Here is a 24,629-nt window from a genome sequence, read left to right as displayed (position 1 = left end):
AATTCAATCTGTCGTCGCACCAAGGGGTTTCTCTGGTTCCGATAGTAGCTGTTCCATGGCCTGTGCGGGGGTCCTGCCACCGAGGATCCTGCGGAGTCGGTCGTTGAGCTCGGTGGCGACTTCCAGCAGCCGATTCGGTGAATGCACAGACAAATCTGTGCCTTTGGGAAAATACTGGCGCAGGAGTCCATTGGTATTCTCGTTGGTTCCGCGCTGCCAAGGTGAATGCGGTTCGCAGAAATAGATATCCATTTTCGTTGCCAGAGTGATTCGTCGATGCTGTGCCAATTCGGTTCCTTGGCCCCAGGTCAGCGACTTGCGCAGATGCTCCGGCAAGGCGTTGATGGTCTTCACCAGCCCCTCCCGTACGGCGATGGCACCGTGATCGTTGGGCAGGTGGACCAGCACCGTGTACCTACTTTGCCGCTCCACCAACGTGGCGATCGCTGAACGACAGTTTGACCCCAGCACCAAGTCCCCTCCCAATGCCTCGGCACGGCCCGGTCATCGACCTCTACAGGTCGTTCACTGATCAAGACCATGTCCGGAATCTTGCCAGGCCGATTACCAGCGGATCGCCTGGGTCGCCTGACGCCACGGCCAGTCCTCAGGTGTTGATGCAGGTCAGCACGCAAATATCCGCGCCCCCGCGCATACAGCGCCTGATAGATCGTTTCAGGACACACTCGCATCCCGGCCCGGTCTGGGAACATTGCGGTGAGGTGGTCGCTGATCTGCACCAGACTCCACTTCACACACAACTTGGCCTGCACCAGATCGGCCAGTTCCACGCCGTCGAACTTACTTCCTTTGGGCCGGCAGCCACGCAACTCGGCCTTCTTCTGCGCCGCATACGGCGCATACGCCCCACAGCCCCGCCTACTCCTCTGGGCGCCGTTACGGCGTAGCTCCCTGCTGAACGTCGAGGCAGATCGATCCATCTGCACCCCAATTGACCGTGCGCTGGCTCCAGTAAGGTGCAGATCAGCGATCCTCAGCCGCTCATCCAACGACAGGTACCGGCCTGAGGGCTCCGGTTTCTTCCGCGGGATCAACCCGCCAGTTGCTTGCCGCCAACGCCGCCCGGTTCTTCGATCCACTCCTACAGCGTTGCACGCCGCAATCAGCGTCGAGCCCTGGGCCATCAGCACCCAAAACTGGGCTTCCTTAACAATCCGCTCCGTCTTCGAATGCATGTACAACACCTCACAACAAAGGGGGTGGTGCAACGACCGATTGAATTCGCCGTTCCCCATACGGGACATCAAAGCCGTTGTGATCCATTGACCATTACGGCCAACGCGGAAAGCGGACCTAACCCATTCCCGATCGGCGTTGACGCCACGGTAATCGCGGTGCACGCGACCGATTGAGAATCTACATAGAAATCTGTATAGTTCTTATATGACCACCATGACCATCACAGAAGCATCACGTGCCGGCTTGTCCTCTCTAGTTGCCTCGGCTGAAGCGGGAAACGACGTGCCACTTTCCCGACATGGCCGGGTCGTCGCTGAGGTTGTTTCCGCTGAGGAAATCTCCAGCCTTCGGCGGGACCGTGACACTCTGCGCGATGCAGCTCTCGTCATGGCTCGTTTCGCCACCGACAGCGGCGTCCGCACCGATCTGGACCAGGCCATGGAATTCTTAGGCTTCACCCGTGCTGAACTGGAGGCCGAGATTGCCTCCGATATCGCCGCAGGGCGAGCGTGAGCCCACACCCGCAGCGCATCTGCGTCGTTCGACTCACCGAAGATGCCATTGCCGACCTTCACCGGCTCAGTAAGAAAGACCCCCATGCAGTTCGTACCGTCTTCAAGAAGATGCTGCTCTTGGAGCGCTCGACAAATGCCGGAGAGCCCCTGTTGGGCGCCTTGATTGGTTTCCGTAAACTCGTTGTAGGTGACCGTGATTGGCGCATAGTTTGGAGAGTCACCGCAGACACAGATGGCACACCAATCCTTGACATCTCCGAAATATGGGCCGTGGGCGTTAGGTCGGACAGCGAAATCTACGAAGAACTCAAAGCACGCATCGCACGGATAGGAGATGACCCCAAGCTTCAACCGCTAAAAGACGTCATCACCCAAATGGGACGCCTCTACGAATCCGCTGAAGCTGCCACAGAACCCACCAGGAAGTCCTCCCTGCCGGACTGGCTTCAGACCGCCCTCCGCGATCAACTCAACCTTGCCCCGGAAGACATCTCCAACCTGACCGAACAGCAAGGACAAGAACTGCTGATGGAACACTGGTCCAACCAGCGCAAGGAATAAGCCCTCAAGCCTCGCGAGCCAGACCAATTGATCGACAACGATTTCCGGCATTCGGCGACCATGCCATGCCATGCCATGCCATGCCATGCCATGCCAAAACAAATGGTTCCGGTTTGGTTGCCCAGATGTTGTCGGCCCGTCGCCAATGTTCGCAACCTAATCTCAACGAACCTACTATTACCTTGGCCCGAGCCCGGCGTAAAATGGCCACCATGGACAGCAACCTCCACGCGACTGGGCACCACTCACGTGGCCCACTCTGCCGGGAGATTGAACCCGCATTTAGACGCCACCGCCAGCTCGCGACGAAGCACTCCCCTTTTACTCCCCCTTTTCAACCAAAAACAACCACAATCTACGACATGCCATCGCCTCCGAATCCGCCCAAAAGTCCCTAAAACTCAACGTTTATGAGAGTCAGCGACACACCATAACACCTAGGTGGCGAGATTCTCTTGGTCGTGGGTTCAATTCCCGCCCGGGGCACCAAAAAGTGGCTCTGACCAGTGGTTACGTTCCGCAGGTCAGAGCCGTTTGAGGCAAAAAACGGGCCAACACACGTTTTACTCACGTTTTTGAACGAAAAGTCGGTCACGTTTTTGGCATGCTTGGAGACGGAAATGGGTTCAATTTCTGCTCGCGTTTTTGAGCGAAAGCTCAACCATTTTCATCGTCTATCACCAGCATTCCAGGCATCCGCGCCGCCGGCTAGTGTCGTGGCTCCAGCCCCCGACTTCCTTTGCCTACGGCGTCGGGTAGCGTCCGGATGCCGCTCCTGCACACCAGCACTGCATCCAGTTAAATGGCATCCAAATGACTAGCCACATCTTGAGGCGCCCAACACTTTGTGAATGCTCTACCGTTCCCATATTCGCGCCCCATACCTAGGTGTGAAGCCGTTCAAAACCTAACGTTCGACACGGACACTAGTCAGCCGAACGCCTTCAGGCAGCATCCGCCGCATGGCTTCAAATCCATTGATGGGAACGCCTATAGCCGCGTCTTACAATGCGAGTCAGTAGATCATCGCCGGGGCTGACCTCTGGAATAAGAAGACTTATGCTACTAATCATGAGAACTCTCAAGAGCGACGACGGACCTGATGATGACCACCGGCGGGACGCAAGGGTTAGTGATGCAACCGTCAAGGCACTGGGGAAACTCTCGGAAGCTTTAGAGGTGGTGGAGCACGCCCGCGGATATCTCTATGGATTCCATCGCTTAACAGGTAAAGCAGATTTAGCGCTCGGTGAAGCTGTTGAGCTTCTGCGAGAATCCGGTGCTGAGGCAATGGCCGAACAGCTGGAGCAAGAGCTAGTCGGTAGGAACGTCATCAATGGTCGTTGGACGTTCCAGATAGTAGAGGATTACGACGATGGGTATTACTCCGCGTTTAAAGAAGCCGAGTCTATGGCCAGGCATGAACTAGTCGAAGGGAAACGTCATCTCTTTGAAGCAGAGATGAAAGAGGGCCGGCGTACACACGGTCTACCCCACCACGAAGCCCTCCCCACCGAACAAGACACTCAATAAGAACTATCTAACAGTGGCATCAGCGATGAACACAGAATAAGAACAACTGTATTCGCGGTAAGTCCCAACACTATTGGATATATCCACAGTAGATTGAACTGTTATACCCTTGATACCAACGAAGGAGAACACTATGAGCACCAGTGAATACCCGACGCAACAACCAGAACCAACCGAAGGCGGCTACGGCACACCCACTCCGGAGCAAGAAATGCCCCCAGGTGTTGAGGCTGTCACCATGGAAACGCGAAAGCAAGCATCAACCAACGAAGAAAATCTCGAAGGGAAAGACCACAAGGGGTCCACCCACGAAAAACCAGATAGCGAAAACGCCCAACGAGACGATAAAAATAATCCGGATACCCTCCCTGATGGCTCTGGAACAAACCGAGAAGGTGCAGGTTCCGAGCATGGCCAAGAAGACGGCGACGAGTCCTTCAGTGCTGGCTGATCACTCTCACACCTTGAACGTTTGAACTCGTCCACCCATCATCAGGTCGTAAACAACCGTACGTTTGCTGAAATTTGAATAGATATGCAAGAACCCGAGCAGCGGTGGGCGGTGTCCAGCGGTCTTAGCAACATCGTCGTTGAGCATCTTGGTGAATACTTCTCGGGGTGTCAGGAATCCCAGGACGGCGCGGGGGGGGGCGGTCGTTGCGCTCGTCCGCGATGGAGTCTAGATAGGGCTGGTGGCTGGTCAGCTCGATACCCTTGGGCAGGTCCCTGATCAGCCCATTCGTGTTCTCATTCGACGGGCGTTACCACGCCGAGTGGGGGTGCGCGAAATACACCGGCAAGTCCGTAGCCAGCGTGAGTTGGGCGTGGCGGGCCATCTCGGTTCCTTGGTCCCACGTCAAGGACCCGCGCATCAACACCGGCAGGTCATTGACCCGATCGATGAGGACATCGGCGAGTCCGTCGGCCTTCCTACCTTCGGGCAGGCCCAGCATGATCAGGAACCTGCTGTTCCTCTCAACGAGGGTTGCGATGGCACTCTTTCTGATTTTATCGACCACCAAATCACCCTCCCACGCGCTGGGAACACGGCGATCTGAGGCTTCCTCGGAACGGTCATCAATGCTGACCATGCCAATGATCCGTCCACCGTTGTGTTCACCCAGCGGCTTCACGGATTTACGCTTCGTACGCTTGGATTGCAGCAGGATTCCTGACTTGGTCAGCTCGCCCTTAGTCAGGGCGTAGATCCATCGGTAGATCGCTTCGTGGGAGACGGTGTGGCCTTCGGCGTCGGGTGATTTCGTCATGGTCTCAACGCTGGCGTCTGTGGCTTCTAAACGCAAACGACCCGCAATCTGCCGCGGCGCCCTCGACCTGGCCAGATCCACCTTCACCCGGGTTGCAAGAACCACATCTGTATCGATTTTCCGTGCCTACGGACGGCTGCGCAGGCTCTCGGCAGCACAGTCGGCACACACCGGACGGTAGTCACGGGTCTTCGTCGAATTCCAGTGGCGTTCGCGCCAAATAATCGTGTAGTCCCGGCCAAGATCCGCGACGATCTGCCGATCCGTCTTGCCAGCCAGTATACCTACAGCGATATCCGCGCGATCCGAAAACCACAACGCCCTACGACCCACCAGCAACTCCTCTACTCAACCAACTTGTTGCTTCGAGAGTATGACACCGCCGGCCCTCCGCAGGTCACTCTGGCTCTACTAGGAACTGGTCGATGGTTAAGACTACTCACACCTACTCTGTCCGCTAGGAAGAGTGAATTGGTATTTGTGACGTCCTTGTGTTATCAAATAGTAACGAAATCTGAATTGATCCCCGTCCGCGTCTTGAGGCAATAAAAAATTAAGGGAGCCTGCTGGCCATGTCGATGCTGCTATGAAATCCCAGGTACCTATAGGGTCCAGCCCTTTGCGCATTGCCGTCCTAGCCCATCTTCACCATCCGATCACCTCACCATTCGCAGGGGGTATGGAGTCCCACACTGCGCACCTGGTTACTGGATTGGTTGCTCAAGGTCATGAGGTAACACTCTTCGCTAAAGGCGGCAGTGTTGTTGGCTGCCCTCTGGTCCCTGTTCTTGACGCTGGGTTCGTAGTGCGTGGGTACCCGGAGGACGAGAGGACTAACGAACAGCATGAGGTCCTCGACGGAGCCATGGAGCGAGCGGTGAAACTCATTCAGGCAGGTTGTTTCGACGCGGTGGTGAATAATTCATTAAGCCCTGTACCCCACCGTCTTTTGATGCAGTTACCTACCCTTCATGTTCTGCATACTCCGCCGCTACCCCGATTGATCGAGATATTGAGGGATCCGGCCACAGCGCTGCAGCAGTGGCACCGTTACGTTACTGTCTCCGAAGCCAATGCATGTCCTTGGCGAGAATGGCTACCGACCATTGAAATCGTTCACAATGGCATCGATTTGTCGCACTGGGACGAGTGGGCCCAGCCGAAACACTCAGTAGCGGCTTGGACAGGACGTATCGCAGCGGAGAAAGGTACCCACGTGGCAATTGCCGCAGCACGTGAAGCGTCCCTGAAATTGCGTATTGCCGGTCCCATCCACGACCAAGAGTACTTCCGGAGTCAGATTGAGCCGCAACTCGATGATGACATCATGTATTTGGGACACCTAAATCAACAAAAATTACAGCGCTTGATCGCTTCGTCCCAAGTATTTCTCTCCTCTCCTCTCTGGGAGGAACCGTTCGGACTCACCACGCTCGAAGCTATGGCCTGTGGAACCCCGGTGGCTGCGCTACCTGCCGGTGCTATGGCTGAACTCATTGGCACGACCGGAGGCGTTGTCGCTGACAGCCGCGACAGTAAGTCACTATCGGTGGCAGCGACCCGAGCCAAAGACATGGACCGTAAGCAGGTTCAGGCACGAGCCAGCAGGTTCGCTCTGGCTGGAATGATCGAAGGTTATGAGCGGATACTTCACTCTATGGTTCATCGTTCCTTCTCCAAAGCCTCAGAGGGGTCATGAACCGATACAAGGTTTCTTACTACGCCCATCATTTTGGTACTGGCCATCTGCGTCATGCTCAAAAAATTGCGGCCAGCAATTTGTTCGATCTTCAAGTCACCAGCACAGGTCCTCGTAACAACGCTCTGCTGAAGGGCAACTTGGAATATGTGAGCCTAGTTCCAGATGTGATTGCTGCTATTCCTGAACCAGCATTGCCGCCCGGATCTTTCTTGCACTACGCCCCCACAGGCGAGCTCATTCAACAACGTTTTGCGGAACTCAACAGGGCGTGGAAACAATTCGCTCCGGATGTAGTGATGGTCGATGTTTCCGTAGAAGTCGCACTCTTCGCTCGATTGAGTGGCTATCGGGTTGCTTTCCGTCGAATGCCAGGTAATCGGAACGACCCGGCACACCAACTGGCGTACTCGTTGGCGGACACCATTTTCGGCTACTTTCCTGTCAGTTTGGAAGATCCCACGCATCTGGAGAAATTTGGTTACAAGACTCACTACCTTTCGGTGGCAGAGCCAAAGGATTCTTCGTTTTCCCCGGGTCATGACACTTCCTACACGCCGGGACAGCAGAAAGTGGTAGTGCAAACATCCTTAGCATCCGCGATTCCCTTAGAGCACCTGGCACGAGCCGCCGCTGCTTCGCCAGAATGGGACTGGGACGTTGTGGGTTCCGTGGAAGCAGATGCCACACCGCTTCCTTCAAATTTGAGACTCCACGGTATTCTTTCGGATCCAATACCCATCATGCGCTCGGCTACAGTGATCATCAGTTCTGCTGGACACAACGCTGTGGTCGCTGCTGCGAACTGCCACAGACCCGTTCTGTTAGTGCCCGAAGATCGCCCGTATGCGGAGCAACTGACCTTTGCAGTGGCTCTGCACAAACGTGCTGGTCTCGAGATGGTCGAAAACTGGTCTACATCGGTAAATTGGCCACGGATACTAGAACAGGCCGCAATCAGTGACCCACACGCGCTAGCAAAAACTCTCTTTATTCAGCCGGCCAATTTCAATGAAAGACTGCTCGATCTCTTGCATGCAACGGCAACAGACGCCCAGACCTCCGTCATTTTCTAGTAAGCCGCAGAGATATGAGCTGCTTGAATTTCTTCAGCCGTGGGAATACGCCGCACAGTGAGGGAAGCCCTAGACGGTATCCAAGAAATCAAGCCCAAACGGGCAAAAGCCCTCAACCAACCTTCCATGGGCCATACACTCCAGCGGGAGTGAAACAAACGAGCATTCTCAACAATCTCCAAGAAGTGGTTCAACGGCGGGTTATAGACCCCATGATGCTGATGGAACACTGGTGCTTCTATGAACTTCACCGGGATTTTTGCCTCCCGGATTCGAAACGCGAAATCAGTATCCTCTCCGCCGTAGCCGGTATACCTCTCGTCGAACCCACCCACTTCGGCAAAGACAGTAGCGTGGATTGCGAAACCCAAAGACCAGAACATTGCATGTCCGGACATGTTTGATTCCATGGGGAGTCCCTCACGGGTGTGATGCCTGATGGAGGCGGCGAGTAAAGAGTTATCCTCCACTACCAGTGTGGACTCCAACGGCTTCGTCAAATATCGTGGCTCTGCCATGGCCAGGACAGTCTCCTCGCTCAACACCTGCGTGAAAGTGCCGAACAAGTCCGACGATGGAATAGAATCCACATCCAGGAAAATAAGGTTTGGTGTTCGGGCAGCCGCGGCAGCCCTATTCCGCGCTTGCGACAACGGCAAACCCGAATGAGACTGGGAGGAAGAAATGTGGATGATGCGCAAAGGAACATCACAACGTAACGGAGCCGGACAGGAATCGTCCATATAAACGATCACCACCTCAGTAGGACGCAGCTTGGAGGCATTCACACCAGCCAACAAACGCCGTAGATGGTCCGCCCTACCATGCACTAAAACGAGCACTGAAAAATCACCTACTGTCCAGGTTTGCTCACCTGTCATAATCACCCTCTATTTCTTGTTGCGGACACCTTTGAACATGTCGGTGCTGGACTTCTATATTGAGTGCCGACAAGAGCTACCTTAGGTTGACGAGGTAGGGTCTTGAATACCGGACCAAGGACACGTGTTACAAATCGAGTCATTGTTGTTCCGCGTAATGGGGCCACGCTCCTACTCTAACTAGACTCGCTGAAGCCCGTAAAAATGCCTCCAAATTAACGGGAAAGTGGACGACATCGTCCTCGTCCCCATCGAGACACTGCCCGAAGAAGTGCATACCTCGCTTCTAAACCGCCAGCCACAACTCGTACGCTGACCTTGCGGTAACCACCTAAGACGAAAGGTAAAAAGAATACTTTAGGTACGGTGAGTACTATGAACTTTTCATTCTAAACCGGTTCTTCTGCCCTATCTTTTATAATTCGTTGGTGCAGGCAGTTTAAGATCCGCTCGCAATCGAAAGCTACTGCAGCACCTGGGGTCAACGACAAGTCCTCCTGACGCGCCGAAAGTTTCAGTTCAGAATCAAGCAGATTAAGTGCCTCCCGAGCTTGATCAAAATGTAGTTGCTCGGCCGTTCCCTCATCCCAAGAACTCATCAGAGATCCTACCGATTGCAAACACTCGCTCATGGGCTTACAAGTATTTGGATGAAGTCGATTGTTAGAGTCGTTGCCCCAAATAACAGTGGAAAGAACCTCTGTAATATCACGAACATTAAAGGCAACGGATTCCAAAGTATTCAGATCTTCAAAGCTCTCAGTGACTAGCTGGTGACGGGAATGCAGGTAGGCACGGGGGTTACCTTTACGGCTTTCATCCGCGTGGTAGGCCGCTCCCCTAATCTCACTCACAGTAGTGTTAATAAGCCCTGAGCGTTGAGACCAATCTTCACGTTCCGGCGGCCAACTCTCCACCAAAGCACGAGCGATGTCCTCTAGCTGACCGACCAACAGATTCCTACCGCGAGAAACCAGCAATCGAGCGGCATCTATGGCCAAAGGCGGGAAGATCAGCAGATTCACGACCAATCCTACGGTGACCCCAAGGGCCATCTGCAGCGCGTAACCAACCGAGTACGAATCCGCATCCTGCCCACCAACGATCAAAACAAAGAGAACAGCCACGGGCACATAATCTTTGCCCACCCCCAAACGAGGGTCACCTGCTACCAAAACACCCAGTCCTACCGCCAAGGAAATACTGAGAATATTCGGAGTACCTGCTAAAAGAACCCCCGCGGCCAGTAAAATGCCTATAAAAAGTCCAGCCAACGTTTGCAATCCTGCACGCACCGACCCCATCAATGTCGGATACATGCTAACCAAAGCGCCCAGCGGAGCGTAATACGGATATTTATCCGCCACTCCTGGCATGTAACGAGCTAGAATCCATGCCACTCCCACAGCCAGTGACGTTTTCGCGGCCAACAGCAGCCTCTGTCCTGCCAAGCTCGATTTCGCCCAAACTAAGAACCGCTTCCAAGTCTGCTTCACCACGGAAAACACCCACGTGACCCGAGTACCATTCGTTCACTCTCCATGTTTCGTTACAAAGTCCCCACCTTGCCGAATGGTGGGAAAGAAATGCCATAGCGACCACTGTTTGAGCGGTAAAGCTGTTTCCTACGGGAAGGCCAGAGAAAAACTCAAGAATCCAGACCACAACTACCTAAGCACCATCATTATGTGGCGTCCCCATGCCGACAGCCAACGGACTAAATCGCCCGGGTATAGGCACCTTGTACAGACTCCGGAACATCCCACTTGACCTGGACAGAGGGTGGCGAGCCGAAGACTCGTGACGTGAGAGTCAGTACTTACTAAACACGGACCCCGGGTCTACGTCTTCACGTTTAGAGGTAGACCCCAGTCCCCATTTTCCGACAAGAAAACACTGAACTTTTAGTGCACGTTTGCTCAAATTGATCCATCCCACAGGAGGTTACTCCTATGAAACGACATGGTGCAAATATTGACCGACGTACTAACCCGCGAATCTCAGGCCGAAGAGGATCCACTTAGCCTGGTTGGCGACTGTGTTGCTGCTGTTTACGTAATCTGAACGTATGTAGAAATCTATCCAGGTGCGGTGTGCGGTGGAGTCCGACGCAGACGGCATCGTCCATATCCATGTCCAAACATGGTGCGAGGCATACTCTCATCCGCTGCCAGAGGAAACACTGGTCAGTCTTCAGGGGGATGCGGAACTGACACGCGGTGATTGTGCTGTTGGATGACTAACGGATAAAGGGGCGTGGCAGCCCGCGAAGACGGATCGCGGTGTTGAGCTGGGGCCGGGGTGTGCGCCTGTGTTTGCTCAGAAGCACCGCTTCCCTTTTGGAGGGGTCACGAGGTTAATTTGTGCCTTGATCAGCTTTTTCCTAGAACCTCTTGTGTGCTTGGGAGAAGGTGTTTATGCTCTATTGCGTAACCGTGCTGAGTATTTTCATTCGTTCCGCGGGATACTGTTTCCGGCGGAGCTTTCCTGAAAGAGAGCGACGATGACAGAGAATTCATGGGCCCATGATGAGAGCCTCGCGATCCCCGACCTTGGCCAGCAGGTTTCTCAGCCCCAAGCACTGTCGGTCCCACCAGCTGCGGACCCCAATACTGCGGATTCTTCCCAGAGCGGAAAATTGACATCGGATATGGCCAAGGCCGAAGCAGGGGAGGTCGCTCGTCAGGCTGCCGGGGCTGCGCACCACGTGAGCGATACGGTCAAGGAAGAAGCAGTCAATGTCGTGGCAGAGGTCAAGACCAACGCACGCGATCTCTTGGGGCAGACGATATCGGACCTCACTGAGCAGGCCGCAACCCAACAGCAGAAAGTCGCGGAGGGACTGCATTCAGTGTCGACAGAACTGCACGCCATGGTTTCTGCCTCGGAGCATTCCGGTATGGCCACCGACCTCGTGCGACAGGCCGCTGAACGATCGGCGGCCGTGGCAGTGTGGCTGGAGGAACGGGATCCCGGCTCGGTGCTGGCTGAGGTGAAGTCTTTTGCCCGGGCAAAACCTGGCACCTTTTTGCTTCTGGCAGCCGGGGCAGGAATTGTGGTTGGAAGACTCAGCCGCAGTCTGAGTGCTGGCGCCCCTGAACCTACAGGGCCGGCAGCCCACCCCCGCACCCAGGACACCGTGGCCCCGCTGACCCCGGCAGCGGACACGGCGGTGACGGCCCCGCCTGCACCAGCGGACCCCCCGGACTGGGAAGCCTCCAGCAAGGAATTCCCAGTTACGTACCCATCACCCCCAATGGGAGAGACCGGAACCTATCCTGTGGAGAAGTCCGGAACGGACGCGCAAACAGGACCGGGTCGGCCGGAGCTATGGCGCGCTGAGCCTGTCGTGGTCGAACCGCTGCCGGAGTTTGACCCGCTGCACGATGATCCCTTTGACGGTGGCCGTCGATGAGCGCCGAACTGCCCGCCACGGATGCCCACGCCAAGGCTGAGTCCGCCTCTCTGGGAGAACTTTTGGGGGAGGTTACCCGTGACATGTCCACATTGATGCGTCAGGAAGTGGAACTGGCCAAAGTTGAACTCAAGGATTCCGCCGTACGAGCCGGGAAGGGCAGCGGAATGCTCGCAGGAGCCGGAATCGCAGGCCATTTCGTGCTCATCTTTTTGTCGCTCGCTCTCTGGTGGGCGCTCGGGACCCTGTGGGGGTTGGGCTGGTCCGGGGTGGCCGTTGCGGTGTTGTGGGGAATTATTGCAGCCGTACTGGCTGCTTTGGGCCGAAAAGAACTCAAAACCATTAAGGGCCTGCCCCAGACCGGAGAAACTTTGCAGCAAATCCCGCCCACCCTCAAACCCAACTCTTAGATCAGTGAGGAAAAACGATGAGTGAAAAACCCGATGACATCCGAGCAGATATCGAAGCCACCCGTGCACGCCTGGGCACCAACGTTGATGCAGTGGCGGACAAAGTCACCCCGTCCCATATCGTGCAGAGACAGGCTGACAAAGTCAAAGACGCTGTTTTTGGGGTGAAAGACAAAGTCATGGGAGCAACGGGCCATGGCGGAGAAAACCTTAACGAGGTCGGCGCGGCGATCGGTGATGCTCCAGCCCAGGTGAAGGCTAAGGCACGAGGAAACCCTCTCGCTGCCGGCCTCATCGCTTTCGGTGCAGGATTGCTGGTGGCTTCCTTAATCCCGGCCAGTGAGCAGGAACGAGAAGCAGCCGAGGCCCTCAAAGTAGCTGCCGAACCACTCACGCAGGAGCTGAGTGAGGTGGCCAAGCACGTCGCTGAAGGACTCAGAGACCCCGCCCAAGAAGCAGCGGAAAACGTTAAGAATGCCGTCGCCGACGCCACCGAACACGTTCAAATTGAGGGCCGCGACGCTGTTGCTGACGTCAAGGACCGGGCCGTCGACGCTAAAGACAACGTTCAGCAAGCCTGAACACGGTGCAGCGGCCGGCCTTGAGTGTCAGAGACTAGGCGGTCGCTGCGCTTAAGACCGAAGGATTAACCCATGGCAGCACATGAGGCAGAAACCCGTCGAAGCAGCACCGTCAAAGCGCGGACAGCCCCTGAACCGGACGATGCACGCAAACCAGACAGTCCCACGGACCTGACTAAACCCTCCTGGAAATACATCGGGAAGAAAACGTTCCGGGAGTTTTCCAAAGACCAGTGCCCGGACTTGGCAGCGGCTCTGACCTATCACGCGGTTCTGTCCATTTTCCCGGCGCTTCTGGCCTTAGTGTCTCTGCTGGGGATTTTCGGCCAAGCGGAGAAGACCACCTCAGCCGTGCTCGATATTGTCCAGGGCATTGCCCCAGCCCAGACCGTGGAGACCATTCGCCCCGTCATTGAGGGCCTCGCGAGCTCCTCGAGCGCGGGCCTGACGCTGGTTGTGGGCGTTGTGATAGCCCTCTGGTCCGCTTCCGGATATGTCGCAGCCTTTGGCAGGGCCATGAACCATGTATACGAGATTGATGAAGGCAGGGCCTTCATAAAATTTCGTGCCACCATGCTGGCGGTCACCATTATCAATCTCCTCATCGTCATCCTTCTGGCTGCGATGCTCGTGCTCAGCGGCCCGATCGCGGAGGCCGTCGGTAACACCCTTGGACTCGGGGAGGCTTTCTTGGCGGTGTGGAACATCGCCAAATGGCCGGTCATGCTGGTGCTGGTGATCGTGGGGATTGCTGTTCTCTACTACGCCACACCCAACGTGAAACAGCCCAAGTTCAGGTGGATGAGCATGGGCTCGGCCATCGCCCTGATCGTATTCCTCCTCGCATCCCTCGGGTTCGGACTCTATGTGACCAACTTCAGCAGTTACAACAAAACCTACGGTGCGATCGGAGGGATCATCATCGCGCTACTCTGGTTGTGGATACTGAACATGTCATTGCTGTTCGGGGCAGAGTGTGACGCTGAAATCGAACGCGGACGCCAGCTCCAAGCTGGCATCAAAGCAGAGGAAACCATCCAGCTCCCTCCACGAGACACCAAAAAGAGCGACAAACTCCAAGCCCAGGAGGAAGAAGACGTTCACCGCGGCCGCGAACTCCGTCAACGACACAACGACAACCATCCTGAATAGGCCGAAGATGACCCTCTGTGTTCAAACAATCCACGGACCTCTTTCCTGTTCTCTCCACCGCGGCGCCATCCTCGAGGCCGGCATGTCCGACTGAGGTAAATACGGCTAGTTCGCCAACTTCATTCTGAATGTGGTCGGGGCCACTATTGAAGACTGGAATGGCGGTTTTTTCTCCGGATCTGGAACGATGCAGCCTTTAATTCTGAGCTCATGGATTCTGGCCATTGCAGGCGGACTGGTTGCGGTAGATACCTACGTCCCACTTATCGAAAGCAGCCCCTCAAGCCACACCAAAAAAACATTCCCACACCCAAGAGGAGCTCTGGAACCCTGGGAGGCGAAGAAAACTACCAGATTTGTGTTTTCAAGCGATCCGTATCAATGCGGGCTCTAGCCATTCACTGATGAGGATTCGTTGTGCACACTTGTGGGGGCGCTGCATATTTACCGCAACAGCAGCGCTCCCCGAGAGGGGATTATTCGGTAATCACACGGGATCGTCCTCTATGAAAAGGCCCTGGCGGTGTCAAGCCGTCTTAGCAACATTGTCGTTGAGTAGCTTGGTGAATACTTCTCGTGGTGTGAGGAATCCCAAGACGGCGCGGGGCCGGTCGTTGAGCTCATCAGCGATGGAGTCCAGGTAGGGCTGATGACTGGTCAGCTCGATGCCCTTGGGCAGGTACTCCCTGATCAGCCCGTTTGTATTCTCATTCGACGGGCGTTCCCACGGTGAGTGGGGGTGGGCGAAGTACACCGGCAGATCCGTGGCCAGTGTCAGCTGGGCGTGGCGGGCCATCTCGGTGCCCTGATCCCAGGTCAAGGAACCACGCATCAGTGCCGGCAGGTCATTGACCCGGTTGATCAGCACGTCGGCGAGTCCGTCGGCCTTCTTACCTTCGGGCAGGCCCAGCATGATCAAGAATCTGCTGTGCCTCTCGACCAGTGTCGCGATAGCGCTCTTGCCGCCCTTGCCGACCACCAAATCGCCCTCCCAGGCACCGGGTACACGGCGGTCTGAGGCTTCTTCGGGACGGTCATCAATGCTGACCATGCCAATGATCCGTCCACCGTTGTGTTCACCCAGCGGCTTCACGGATTTACGCTTCGTACGCTTGGATTGCAGTAGGATTCCGGACTTGGCAAGCTCGCCCTTAGTCAGGGCGTAGATCCATCGGTAGATCGCTTCGTGGGAGACAGTGTGGCCTTCGGCGTCGGGTGATTTCGTCATGGTCTCAACGCTGGCGTCTGTGGCTTCTAAACGCAAACGGCCTTACGATCTGCCGCGGCGTCCTGGACCTGGCCAGATCCACCTTCAGCCGGGTTGCAAGAACCACATCTGTATCGATTTTCCGTGCCTACGGACGGCTTCGCCGGCGCTCGGCAGCACAGTCGGCACTCACCGGACGGTAGTCACGGGTCTTCGTCGAATTCCAGTGGCGTTCGCGCCAAATAATCGTGTGGTCCCGGCCAAGATCCGCGCCGATCTGCCGATCCGTCTTGCCAGCCAGTATACCTACAGCGATATCCGCGCGATCCAAAAACGACAACGCCCTACGACCCACCAGCAACTCCTCTACTCAACCAACTTGTTGCTTCGAGGGTATGACACCGCCCCTCGATCGTGGCTAGAATTGAAGAGGTAACTGTTGGATAGATTAATGAAGGAGTACCTAATGGGTCTCGGCGACAAAATCGGCAACAAAGCACAAGAAGCCACTGGCAAGGCCAAAGAATCTGTAGGCGACGCCACGGACAACGAGAAACTCCAAGCAGAAGGAGCCGCCGATCAGGGCGAGGCAAAGGCCAAGCAGGCCGGCGAACACCTCAAAGATGCAGCGAAAGATGTCTTCGACAAGTAGGTTCCCCATGAAAGCTGCATAAGCTTCCATCCGGTGGCGTCGTACTTTAAGTGCGGCGCCACCTCTGTGTTCACGCACTCACTACCATCACCAATTCAGCATCTTGGTCTGGACCACGCAGTCGATCGCAACCAAACTGGTTGCACCAACCCCACTGGTAGCATTTGATAGTCGAGATGAATCGATCATTAGCTCCCAGAGGCAGAATCCCTCGGTTGAAGCTATGTCGCTGGAGAAGAGCCCTAGGCCTTGTTATGCAAATAAAACACAGGCCAGGAGACCCCTATGACACAGATCAGTACAACCTGCTAGAAGCTGACACCGGCTTCCTTTGAACAATCCCAGCCATTGCTTCATAGAATATTCTAGTCTGCAAGGCAGACATTGTTCTTCGCAGACTATGGAGCGAAAGGACCACTGAGGCCCACTGTGTTCCAGGAATTTTCTAAGAATATCCAAAAAGTGAGATGAGAGTATATCGCTACATCGAAGCCTCAACGTTCAAGTTCGCGGCACTTTAACCAGAACGAATTACCGCTGACTGACACCGCTTGACCGAGTGGAACACAGACTCGTGAGGAGTAATGAAAGGTATTGAGAGCGGAATACCCTTCCCTCCTTCTGGTCGGCGACCCGAAGGAGGGAGTTGTCTAAGCTTCGGCGTTGGTCCGCAATGCCCGGCTTCAAGTGTCCTGTGGCCAGCCCATCGTAAATATTCTTATTCAGTCCGGGTGCCCCAGTAAGCTGCTGTGTTTTGAATAGATACATGCATTTTGTTCCTGACTCCGAAAGGTCTTGGCTCACCTAGCTAATTCTGAACAGTGCTACCTTCAGGGCACTCCCGGCTGGTGGGATTTGTGGTTATTTCTTTTTCCTCGAGTTTCAGAGCGACACCCAGAGCGAAGAACGTTGGCGCCCAATGCCCAACGAAAATTCCCCACCGGTCTGATTGTGCTTTGGAATGGTCGGACTTCGCACGGCTGACCAGCCAGGAGCTCAGGGAAAGCGCAATGGACGCGAATCCCCCTGCGTATGCGTACTCACTCTTGACGCCGGCATTATGCAACATTTCGATCATGATAGCTGTCTCCACTATAGAAATTATTGGTGCAATCCGACTATGCCACAAGAGAAGCTGTATTTGAAGGGGCTTCCACATAACCATAGTCATTGACTAATGCCATGGGTAGTTTATCCATCCCCTCCCTGCAGGGCCTACGTATTCACCCCCAGGGGTGAAGCACTCCACCCCCCCCCCCGCTCCAATAGTGTTAAAACGTGGACTCATTAGTCATCAAGCACGGACCCTGATAATTAACAGCAGATCTCGATTAGGCGATCCTTCGGGAAATTTTTATCGCGTTGAAGCTGGTCGGCGAGGAGCAGCAGCAGCAGCAGCAGCAGCCAAGATTACTCCAGAACGACTGGAACTTCTCGTCGAATATGAGGACGCGCGGGAACGGCATTGCATCGCAACGCTGCAGAAGATGAATGCATGACCAAGTACCTAATGCTTCCTGCTGGTTGAGTGTCCAATCCCAGTTAGATGGGGATCCAGAGGTCGCGTTCACCAGCCCTTAGTCTGACTCGTCAAAAAAGGGTTGCGCTTTACGGCGTGATGGAACTTTAATAAGATTATTCGGCACTCTTTTGAGTCGCGATCGGAGAGATTTTTCATGAGCACATTACCAATTGAGAGTCATCCCGTGGAAAGCAAGATTGCGGCACTTCCACCTCTGGTCTGCACGGTATGCAATAGCGCTGAGGATTTGATGATGGAGTCCATCCAGCTCGTGATCCCACCGGCTATAGGTTATATCTCCATTGAATACTCCTGTGCCGCCTGCGAGACTTTTTACGCGCATACTGCCAGCATCCAGCAGGCCGCCCAACTACTCCCAGCGGATGCCATGGTGCAAGGGGTTCTGCATTTCGGTGATCTTCATATTCATTGTGGTGAGCCAATGGAGGAAATTTCTGGAGAAGTTTCTTCTTCGGACAAGCCTGCAAGTGTTGTGGCCGGAACCGTGAAGGGCGAATCGTCGTCTATACGAGGGCTCAAGTGTCGGTGTGGATACCGAATAGGATTAGGTGTTCATGGGTAAATGGTCATGGAACCCTTGAATGCTCATCGCATGCTCCATGCAGCATCTTATGGGATGTGAATCTGGTTCCAAAGCCAGAGGAGATAGTGCAGGATCGGATTATCGTCCCGAAGTAAGCAGCGAGTGACAGCCCCTGGCTGAGGCGTTCAAGGGAGACGTGCTGATGGAACAGCCCTGGATCCTCGCCAGCTTCGACGTTGGGCTGGCCACTATCTTGGTTCACGTTGTGGCGACTCCGAATGGACTCGACCAGATGACAACTCAGATTGTTGAGAATGACCTCCGCAGACCGTGGACGGATAACAACGCCCCACTACACTCTGGGCCCTGAAGTGCTAAGAATCGCCGTTGCCGGCCTGTGCCAATCGTCTACCCATTATCATGGGTTGCCTCTCAAAATTTAGTGCTGTTGGGCCCGTGCGTAATTTCACAGAGGAATTCATTGTCCTCAGGTGGCACGGCGCGCATTGTTTTCTTATTCATCGAGAGTTGATTGTGAGTTCTCGGTTTGATATTCGATTTACCAGCCAGTAGTGTTGCGGGATGCATTGAGGTTTGATGCCGGGACTAACCTCGATCTTGCATGAGGCCGGGATTCTGGTGGATCAGGGCTGACTGTCTGCCTGATGGTTCTGATTTTGGCATGTGGGTGTGACATTGCGACCGATGACCGTGTGGCGGTTGTCGGTGACGGGTTCCACACCGGTCACGGTGGTGCTGGTTTTGTTTTCTGTTTGAGTGCGGAGAGATGGCGGTTTTGCCTATGGTGGGCTCAGCGCCGTGATCCGCTGCAAGCCTTTGATCAGGAGTTGCACCTCTGGTGCGGTGGAGGCCAGATGCAGGGTGACTTGGCGGGCGTGGGTGGCGATCTTCCCGCCAATTTCAAAGAGCCTGGCCCGGAGCTTCTTGGGTTCCCAACGCCGGCGCTTCTTGCCGGCGAAGGCTTTTCCTTTGGGTCCAGGCCATGATCTCAGCGGCGAGCATGACCACATGACACCAGAGCTCATTGCCAGCGAAGGCTTTCAGCGGCAGGCTCGCCAATCCGGTGTCCTTGGCATTACGGATACGATCCTCACACCGTGCCCGTAAACGGTGACGGACTTCCAGAGCAGCCAGTTGCCCCTTTTCCTAGTTCGTCGCGATAGCCGTGTACCGGTTCCCGTCAATGCCAGTAATCCGCAACTGCGCACCGACGTGCGGGATTTCCTTACGCACGATGACTCGCATCCCGTCCGGCCAGGACTTCAAATCCAGCATCCCGGTGATGTCAGCAACCCAGGCCCCGTCGCGCTCAGTACCGTTACTGTCGTACGCTTTGGTCCACCCTTTCTTCGGGACCAACGGGAGAACCTCAGCCACTGCACCGTGGTAGGGAACCCCACGGAGTATGAGAAATTGCGTCCTTTGGCGGTGAGCCAGTCCAGGAACCCGTGTGTGCCGCCGGCGGAGTCGGTGCGGATCATGACCTTCCGGCCCGACCGGTACCCCTTGGGAAGTTGCTTCACTGAGTCTTTAACGACTTGGATATGGTCAGCAGCCGTGTTCGAGCCGGCATTGCCAGGACGCAGCAGTATTGCCAAGGGTTCCCCTGTGCCCAGGAGGCCGTGGTCAACGAAGGAACACAACGGGTGAAAGCCAAACCCCTTCTTCCAAGTCGGGCGGGCGTCTTCCTTTTCCGAGTGCGAATTCAGCAAGGAGGCGTCCAAGTCGGTGACCAAAGGGTTCTCCGCACTGACACCGTGCAGGGGCGAGTCCTTCCCTGCCTGCTCCCACACATGGGCCCTCGCCGTAGCACGGGCCTTGTTGATGGCAGCCAAAGCCTTCGCTGGTCTCACCCGTGAGAAGGTGGTGAAGAATCTGCTGATCGTCGCATCCGACGCCACCATCCCATAGACCTGAGACTGATTGCGGAGGCGGTCCACATCCGAGGCGAAGTCACCACCGGTGGCCAACGACAACGCCAGATCAGTCAGGATCTTCCCTGGATCATGGGAAGCGAAGGGTTTGCGCCACGGCTCCAGAGCCTGCGACAAACCAGCCGTGATCCCCGAGGCTTTGACCATCGAGGTCAACAGAGCACCACCGGCTTGGGACACGACACCCTCACCGGTGGCATCAACTCGGACAGAGGGGTAAAAACCGGTAAAGTAGTTCACCTGCAGGGTGCTCCTGATGTGTCAAGAAAATATGGTCTGGTAACTACATTTTCCCACGTCAGAGCACCTTTCAGGCTTTAATTACGGAGTCAGGTCACACCGGCCATGAAATCTCGAGGCTAGAAGACGTCATCACCCAAATGGGCCGCCTCTACGAATCCGTTGAAGCTGCCACAGAATCCAACAGGGAATCCACTCTTCCGAGCTGGCTTCAGACCGCCCTCCGCGATCAACTCAACCTTGCCCCGGAAGAAATCTTCAACCTGACCGAACAGCAAGGTCAAGAGTTGTTGATGGAACACTGGTCCAACCAGCGCAAGGAATAGGCACTCAAGCCTCGCGAGCCAGACCAATTGATCGACAAGGAATTCCGGCAGTAGGCGACCATGTCATGCCAAAACAAATGGTGTCGGTTTGGTTGCCCAGATTTCGTCGACCCGTTGCCAATGTTCGCAACCAAGTCTCGACGAACCTACTATTACCTTGCACCGAGCCCCGGCGTAAGATAATCACCAATGACAGCGACCTCCAGGTGAGCGGGCACCTCACACATGGCACACTCTGCCCAGAAGTTGAACCTGAATCCGGACAGGGTCACCGGCCCATCCAGTGGCACTCCCCTTTTATTCCCCTTTTTCAACCAAGAACGACGGCAGTCCACGACACGCCATAGCCTTTGGAACCCATGAAGTAGCGCGGAAACACGCGGATTTTGGCAGTCAACGACAACAGGCAAATCCAGATGATGAGTTTCTCTTGGTCGTGGGTTCAATTCCCGCCCGGGGCACCAATGTGATGTCTCGGGCCATAGTTGCCACTATGTCGCGGGACACGGTTCCGCCTTGATGTGGGAACGCAAAGGGTTACACCTCGGACTTCGGACCGGAGCGTATCTTTTTTCTTTCCGCTCCTTATACCGGTCCCAGGGACCACGTTCTGGATCCCCATGCCGTGCTCCACAAACTTTGATGCGCAGTTGCCCGCCTCCAAATGCCCGACCAGCATCTATAGCCGCCCCCACTCCGGTCAAAAGCAAGCACTAGCAAGAAACACTGAACTGACCTGGAAACCTTGAAAAACTGACTGCCAAGAATTGGCCCCCTGTCCCTGCACTCCCGGTGAGGCATGGCATCGAAGCGAGCAGAATGTGGCAGCAAGGCGGCAACCAGATTATCGTCGCCAATCCGCAGATTCGCCAACCACCCCGCCACGCCCAAAAACGAAACCGCTCCCACCGGCCGTAATAAGCAGCGCTCAGAGGCAGGCCGGTGGATCACGGCTTAGGCAACCAGCGCATCGGCGATCGCCAGGACGTCATCGAGAATCCCTAGGCCCAGGCTTGCATCCTCCACGCTGATGTTGCAAGGGGGCACTACGTGGATGCGGTTGAAGTTGGTGAAGGTAATCAGGCCCTTCTCCTTGGCCGCCGCCACGATCTGGCCCATTTCCGGTGATGAGCCACCGTACGGGGCCAAGGGCTCACGTGTTTGGCGGTCCTTGACAAGTTCAATGGCCCAGAACACACCAGTCCCACGGACCTCACCCACGGAGCGGTGACGCTCGGCGAAGCCGCGCAACGCTGGGCCGATGACGCTCTCACCCAAGGTGGCCGCGTGCCCCACTATGCCCTCATCCTCCATGGCATTGATGGTTGCGACGGCCGCCGCAGTTGCCAGCGGGTGGCCTGAGTATGTGAGGCCGCCCGGGTAGACGCGCGAGCCAAAAGTCGCCGCGATGGCCGGGCTGATGGCAACGCCGCCCAGCGGCACGTACCCGGAGTTCACACCCTTGGCAAAGGTCAACAGATCGGGCACAACGTCAAAGTGGTCAACGGCAAACCATTTTCCGGTACGCCCAAAACCTGCCATGACCTCATCGGCAATGAACACGATCCCATACTTGGTGCACAGTTCACGCACGCCCTGCAGGTATCCGGGCGGCGGGACCTGGATGCCGGCGGTTCCCGGGATGCTCTCCAGGATCAGCGCGGCAATCGTGGCGGGCCCCTCAAGGGCGATCAGCTGATCGAGGTGCTCCAACGCACGCTGACATTCCTCTTCCTCGGTGGTGGCGTGGAAGGCCGTGCGGTACAGGTACGGCGGGAAGAAATGCACGGTACCCGTGCTGGCGTTGTCGCTGGGCCACCTGCGGGGATCGCCTGTCATGTTGATGGCAAGCTGAGTTCCACCGTGGTAGGAACGGTAGGCGGAAAGCACTTTGTGCTTGCCCGTGTGCAAGCGCGCCATCCGCACGGCGTGTTCGTTGGCGTCGGCCCCGCCGTTGGTGAAGAAGATTCGATCCAGCTCACCCGGTGTGCGCTCGGCAATCAGGCGGGCAGCCTCGGAACGGGCAGCATTGGCGTAGCTGGGGGCGATGGTGCACAAGGTGGTGGCCTGCGCCGCAATGGCCGCCACCACGGCCGGATGTTGGTGGCCAATGTTGGTGTTGACCAGCTGGGAGGAAAAGTCGAGGTACTTCTTCCCCTCCCCAGCCCACAGGTAGGAGCCTTGGGCGGCGGTGACAACCATGGGATTGATCGAATCCTGTGCCGACCACGAATGAAACACATGCTTGCGGTCTAGCTCCCAGGTGCGGTGGGCATCTTCGGTGATGCCGGTCTGAGGCCCGGTGCCGCTTTCAACGATGGACGTCATTATTTTCTCCTTTAGTTCTCTGCGAAGTTCTCTGCGGTTGGCAGGTTAGACGTTCTGGGGGAAGCCGAGGTTGATGCCACGGTTGCTCGGGTCCGACCAGCGGGTGGTGACGGCTTTGCCTCGGGTGAAGAAGTTCACACCCTCTGTTCCGTGCGCATGGGTGTCGCCGAAGAGGGAGTTCTTCCAGCCGCCGAAGGAATAGTAGGCCATCGGAACGGGGACGGGGATGTTGATGCCCACCATGCCCACCTGCACCTCATTTTCGAAGCGGCGGGCGGCACCGCCGTCGCTGGTGAAAATAGCGGTGCCGTTGCCGTAGGGACTGCCGTTGACCAGCGCCAGTGCTTCGTCAAAGCTGTCCACGCGCAAAACCGACAGAACCGGGCCAAAGATTTCATCCGTGTAGATGCTCATGTCCGTGCTGACGTTGTCGAAGAGGGTGGGGCCTAGGAAGAATCCGCTGCCTTCGGCATCGGGCGCCACGTTCCGGCCATCCACCACAAGGGTTGCCCCAGCGGCCTCTCCGGCATCAACATAGCCGGAAACTTTTTCCAGGTGGGCCGCTGAAACAAGCGGTCCCATGTCAGAACCGCGCAGCCCGTCGCCTGTGCGCAGCTCACCGGCGCGCTGGGCAATCTTTCCGACCAGTTCATCAGCTATGCCACCCACGGCAACCAAGGCAGAGATCGCCATGCAACGTTCCCCCGCCGAGCCGAAGCCGGCGTTGATGGCGGCATCGGCGGCTAGGTCCAGATCCGCGTCGGGCAGGACGATCATGTGGTTCTTGGCCCCACCGAGCGCCTGGACCCGCTTGCCGTTGGCTGTTGCCGTCTTGTACACGTACTGGGCGATGGGAGTGGAACCAACAAAGGATACAGCCATAATGTCGGGGTGGGTCAACAACGAGTCAACGGCAACCTTGTCGCCCTGCACCACGTTGAACACGCCGTCAGGCAGGCCAGCTTCTTTCCACAATTCCGCCATCCAGATGGCTGCTGTGGGAACCTTTTCGCTGGGCTTGAGGATCACGGTATTGCCCGCGGCAATGGCCAGCGGGAAGAACCACATGGGCACCATGGCCGGGAAGTTGAAAGGGCTGATGATCGCGACCGGGCCCAGGGCCTGGCGGACGGAGTGGATGTCAACCTTGGTTGAGGCGTTCTCCGTGTAGGAGCCCTTGATCAGGTGCGCGATGCCACAGGCGAACTCAACCACTTCCTGGCCGCGGGAAACTTCCCCGAGTGCGTCATCGAGCACCTTGCCATGTTCGGCCGTGATGATCGCGGCCAGTTCACCCTTGCGTGCGTTGAGCAGTTCACGGAATGCGAAGAGGATCTGGGTGCGGCGGGCAAGGGACGCATCACGCCATGCCGGGAAGGCGGCCTTGGCCGCAGCGACGGCTACATCAACATCTTCGGCGCGGGCCAACACCACGTTTCCTGTGACCTTACCCGTGGCTGGGTTGGTGACCTCTGAGGTGCGCTCTCCTGCCTTGACCGGGCTGCCGTTGATCCAATGCTCGATGGTGTTCACGTTATCTCCTGTTGATGAATTCCAATGCGAG

The 24,629-nt window shown here is 56.2% G+C and carries 22 protein-coding genes and 2 pseudogenes; 13 read left to right on the top strand and 11 right to left on the bottom strand.

Annotated features, from left to right (window positions below):
• Positions 1-3: 3 nt before the first annotated feature.
• Positions 4-1,055: pseudogene (locus RY113_RS03575) on the bottom strand (IS30 family transposase).
• Positions 1,056-1,404: 349 nt separating this feature from the next.
• Between RY113_RS03575 and RY113_RS03570 the strand changes: the two are divergent.
• The 4 genes from RY113_RS03570 (at position 1,405) to RY113_RS03555 (ending at position 4,260) form a co-directional block, all read left to right on the top strand.
• Positions 1,405-1,713 (top strand): prevent-host-death family protein, encoded by a 309-nt coding sequence (locus RY113_RS03570; protein ID WP_315913546.1) that lies wholly within the window; start codon positions 1,405-1,407, stop codon positions 1,711-1,713.
• Positions 1,710-2,276, top strand: coding sequence for a hypothetical protein (locus tag RY113_RS03565; protein WP_315913545.1), 567 nt, complete (start codon positions 1,710-1,712; stop codon positions 2,274-2,276). Before RY113_RS03570 ends, RY113_RS03565 begins: the two co-directional genes overlap by 4 nt.
• A 1,071-nt stretch (positions 2,277-3,347) precedes the next feature.
• Positions 3,348-3,809, top strand: a complete 462-nt coding sequence (locus RY113_RS03560; protein ID WP_315913544.1) for a hypothetical protein — start codon at positions 3,348-3,350, stop codon at positions 3,807-3,809.
• Positions 3,810-3,942: 133 nt separating this feature from the next.
• Positions 3,943-4,260 carry a hypothetical protein gene (locus RY113_RS03555; protein WP_315913543.1) on the top strand — a complete coding sequence of 106 codons (318 nt, stop codon included), beginning with the start codon at positions 3,943-3,945 and terminating at the stop codon, positions 4,258-4,260.
• A 310-nt stretch (positions 4,261-4,570) separates the two neighbouring features.
• Here RY113_RS03555 and RY113_RS03550 read toward each other — a convergent pair whose 3' ends face one another.
• Together RY113_RS03550 and RY113_RS03545 are read right to left on the bottom strand one after the other, a co-directional pair.
• The gene (locus RY113_RS03550; protein ID WP_315913809.1) at positions 4,571-5,158 is read right to left on the bottom strand and encodes an IS30 family transposase; all 588 of its coding nucleotides are present in this window, start codon (positions 5,156-5,158) and stop codon (positions 4,571-4,573) included.
• Positions 5,159-5,203: 45 nt separating this feature from the next.
• Positions 5,204-5,410 carry a helix-turn-helix domain-containing protein gene (locus RY113_RS03545; RefSeq protein WP_315913542.1) on the bottom strand — a complete coding sequence of 69 codons (207 nt, stop codon included), beginning with the start codon at positions 5,408-5,410 and terminating at the stop codon, positions 5,204-5,206.
• Between the two features lie 253 nt (positions 5,411-5,663).
• Here RY113_RS03545 and RY113_RS03540 point away from each other — a divergent pair, with 253 nt between their 5' ends.
• A complete protein-coding gene (locus RY113_RS03540; RefSeq protein ID WP_315913541.1) occupies positions 5,664-6,776 on the top strand; it encodes a glycosyltransferase in 1,113 nt (370 codons plus the stop codon).
• Positions 6,773-7,852 carry a hypothetical protein gene (locus RY113_RS03535; protein WP_315913540.1) on the top strand — a complete coding sequence of 360 codons (1,080 nt, stop codon included), beginning with the start codon at positions 6,773-6,775 and terminating at the stop codon, positions 7,850-7,852. The genes RY113_RS03540 and RY113_RS03535 overlap by 4 nt, the downstream gene beginning before the upstream one ends.
• Here the strand turns inward: RY113_RS03535 and RY113_RS03530 are convergent.
• Together RY113_RS03530 and RY113_RS03525 are read right to left on the bottom strand one after the other, a co-directional pair.
• A complete protein-coding gene (locus RY113_RS03530) occupies positions 7,849-8,733 on the bottom strand; it encodes a galactosyltransferase-related protein (RefSeq protein WP_315913538.1) in 885 nt (294 codons plus the stop codon). The genes RY113_RS03535 and RY113_RS03530 overlap by 4 nt on opposite strands.
• Positions 8,734-9,122: 389 nt before the next feature.
• Positions 9,123-10,232, bottom strand: a complete 1,110-nt coding sequence (locus RY113_RS03525) for an aromatic acid exporter family protein (RefSeq protein ID WP_315913536.1) — start codon at positions 10,230-10,232, stop codon at positions 9,123-9,125.
• Between the two features lie 1,004 nt (positions 10,233-11,236).
• Between RY113_RS03525 and RY113_RS03520 the strand changes: the two genes are divergently transcribed.
• The 4 genes from RY113_RS03520 (at position 11,237) to RY113_RS03505 (ending at position 14,291) form a co-directional block, all read left to right on the top strand.
• Positions 11,237-12,148, top strand: a complete 912-nt coding sequence (locus RY113_RS03520) for a hypothetical protein (protein WP_315913534.1) — start codon at positions 11,237-11,239, stop codon at positions 12,146-12,148.
• Positions 12,145-12,558 carry a phage holin family protein gene (locus RY113_RS03515; protein WP_315913532.1) on the top strand — a complete coding sequence of 138 codons (414 nt, stop codon included), beginning with the start codon at positions 12,145-12,147 and terminating at the stop codon, positions 12,556-12,558. Before RY113_RS03520 ends, RY113_RS03515 begins: the two co-directional genes overlap by 4 nt.
• 17 nt (positions 12,559-12,575) lie before the next feature.
• Entirely contained in the window at positions 12,576-13,139 is a 564-nt protein-coding gene (locus RY113_RS03510; RefSeq protein WP_315913530.1) for a DUF3618 domain-containing protein, read from the top strand.
• A 72-nt stretch (positions 13,140-13,211) separates the two neighbouring features.
• Positions 13,212-14,291 carry a YihY/virulence factor BrkB family protein gene (locus RY113_RS03505; RefSeq protein WP_315913528.1) on the top strand — a complete coding sequence of 360 codons (1,080 nt, stop codon included), beginning with the start codon at positions 13,212-13,214 and terminating at the stop codon, positions 14,289-14,291.
• Between the two features lie 526 nt (positions 14,292-14,817).
• Here the strand turns inward: RY113_RS03505 and RY113_RS03500 are convergent.
• Both RY113_RS03500 and RY113_RS03495 read right to left on the bottom strand, forming a co-directional pair.
• Positions 14,818-15,519 (bottom strand): IS30 family transposase, encoded by a 702-nt coding sequence (locus RY113_RS03500; protein WP_315913526.1) that lies wholly within the window; start codon positions 15,517-15,519, stop codon positions 14,818-14,820.
• A 127-nt stretch (positions 15,520-15,646) separates the two neighbouring features.
• Complete coding sequence (locus RY113_RS03495; protein ID WP_315913524.1) at positions 15,647-15,853, bottom strand: helix-turn-helix domain-containing protein; 207 nt, start codon at positions 15,851-15,853, stop codon at positions 15,647-15,649.
• Positions 15,854-15,964: 111 nt separating this feature from the next.
• Here RY113_RS03495 and RY113_RS03490 point away from each other — a divergent pair, with 111 nt between their 5' ends.
• Complete coding sequence (locus RY113_RS03490; protein ID WP_315913523.1) at positions 15,965-16,150, top strand: CsbD family protein; 186 nt, start codon at positions 15,965-15,967, stop codon at positions 16,148-16,150.
• Positions 16,151-16,958: 808 nt separating this feature from the next.
• Here the strand turns inward: RY113_RS03490 and RY113_RS03485 are convergent.
• Complete coding sequence (locus RY113_RS03485) at positions 16,959-17,228, bottom strand: hypothetical protein (RefSeq protein WP_315913521.1); 270 nt, start codon at positions 17,226-17,228, stop codon at positions 16,959-16,961.
• A 598-nt stretch (positions 17,229-17,826) separates the two neighbouring features.
• On the opposite strand from RY113_RS03485, the gene RY113_RS03480 reads away from it, so the two are divergent.
• Positions 17,827-18,255, top strand: a complete 429-nt coding sequence (locus RY113_RS03480) for a hypothetical protein (RefSeq protein ID WP_315913519.1) — start codon at positions 17,827-17,829, stop codon at positions 18,253-18,255.
• A gap of 761 nt (positions 18,256-19,016) precedes the next feature.
• Here the strand turns inward: RY113_RS03480 and RY113_RS03475 are convergent.
• A pseudogene (locus tag RY113_RS03475) lies at positions 19,017-20,411 on the bottom strand (IS1380 family transposase).
• A 140-nt stretch (positions 20,412-20,551) separates the two neighbouring features.
• On the opposite strand from RY113_RS03475, the gene RY113_RS03470 reads away from it, so the two are divergent.
• On the top strand, positions 20,552-20,737 hold the full coding sequence (locus RY113_RS03470; protein ID WP_315913517.1) for a hypothetical protein: 186 nt from the start codon (positions 20,552-20,554) through the stop codon (positions 20,735-20,737).
• A gap of 954 nt (positions 20,738-21,691) precedes the next feature.
• Here the strand turns inward: RY113_RS03470 and RY113_RS03465 are convergent.
• Both RY113_RS03465 and RY113_RS03460 read right to left on the bottom strand, forming a co-directional pair.
• Positions 21,692-23,065: an aspartate aminotransferase family protein gene (locus tag RY113_RS03465; protein WP_315913514.1), complete on the bottom strand. Its 1,374-nt coding sequence runs from the start codon at positions 23,063-23,065 to the stop codon at positions 21,692-21,694.
• Between the two features lie 45 nt (positions 23,066-23,110).
• Positions 23,111-24,598, bottom strand: coding sequence for a CoA-acylating methylmalonate-semialdehyde dehydrogenase (locus RY113_RS03460; protein WP_315913512.1), 1,488 nt, complete (start codon positions 24,596-24,598; stop codon positions 23,111-23,113).
• Between the last annotated feature and the right edge of the window lie 31 nt (positions 24,599-24,629).

This window comes from Arthrobacter sp. lap29, assembly GCF_032458965.1.
In the GTDB taxonomy this organism is placed as follows: Bacteria; Actinomycetota; Actinomycetes; order Actinomycetales; family Micrococcaceae; genus Specibacter; species Specibacter psychrochitiniphilus.
Note: the sequence above shows the minus strand (reverse complement) of the source record. Positions and strands in the feature narration are given on the sequence as shown.

Excerpts from the sequence above, each read along its gene's own strand:
- RY113_RS03530 (WP_315913538.1), bottom strand. The coding sequence starts at position 8,733 with ATGACAGGTGAGCAAACCTGGACAGTAGGTGATTTTTCAGTGCTCGTT.
- RY113_RS03570 (WP_315913546.1), top strand. The coding sequence starts at position 1,405 with ATGACCACCATGACCATCACAGAAGCATCACGTGCCGGCTTGTCCTCT.
- RY113_RS03555 (WP_315913543.1), top strand. The coding sequence starts at position 3,943 with ATGAGCACCAGTGAATACCCGACGCAACAACCAGAACCAACCGAAGGC.
- RY113_RS03510 (WP_315913530.1), top strand. The coding sequence starts at position 12,576 with ATGAGTGAAAAACCCGATGACATCCGAGCAGATATCGAAGCCACCCGT.
- RY113_RS03540 (WP_315913541.1), top strand. The coding sequence starts at position 5,664 with ATGAAATCCCAGGTACCTATAGGGTCCAGCCCTTTGCGCATTGCCGTC.
- RY113_RS03535 (WP_315913540.1), top strand. The coding sequence starts at position 6,773 with ATGAACCGATACAAGGTTTCTTACTACGCCCATCATTTTGGTACTGGC.
- RY113_RS03505 (WP_315913528.1), top strand. The coding sequence starts at position 13,212 with ATGGCAGCACATGAGGCAGAAACCCGTCGAAGCAGCACCGTCAAAGCG.
- RY113_RS03560 (WP_315913544.1), top strand. The coding sequence starts at position 3,348 with ATGAGAACTCTCAAGAGCGACGACGGACCTGATGATGACCACCGGCGG.
- RY113_RS03485 (WP_315913521.1), bottom strand. The coding sequence starts at position 17,228 with ATGATCGAAATGTTGCATAATGCCGGCGTCAAGAGTGAGTACGCATAC.
- RY113_RS03490 (WP_315913523.1), top strand. The coding sequence starts at position 15,965 with ATGGGTCTCGGCGACAAAATCGGCAACAAAGCACAAGAAGCCACTGGC.
- RY113_RS03465 (WP_315913514.1), bottom strand. The coding sequence starts at position 23,065 with ATGACGTCCATCGTTGAAAGCGGCACCGGGCCTCAGACCGGCATCACC.
- RY113_RS03480 (WP_315913519.1), top strand. The coding sequence starts at position 17,827 with ATGAGCACATTACCAATTGAGAGTCATCCCGTGGAAAGCAAGATTGCG.
- RY113_RS03520 (WP_315913534.1), top strand. The coding sequence starts at position 11,237 with ATGACAGAGAATTCATGGGCCCATGATGAGAGCCTCGCGATCCCCGAC.
- RY113_RS03500 (WP_315913526.1), bottom strand. The coding sequence starts at position 15,519 with ATGACGAAATCACCCGACGCCGAAGGCCACACTGTCTCCCACGAAGCG.
- RY113_RS03515 (WP_315913532.1), top strand. The coding sequence starts at position 12,145 with ATGAGCGCCGAACTGCCCGCCACGGATGCCCACGCCAAGGCTGAGTCC.
- RY113_RS03470 (WP_315913517.1), top strand. The coding sequence starts at position 20,552 with ATGGGCCGCCTCTACGAATCCGTTGAAGCTGCCACAGAATCCAACAGG.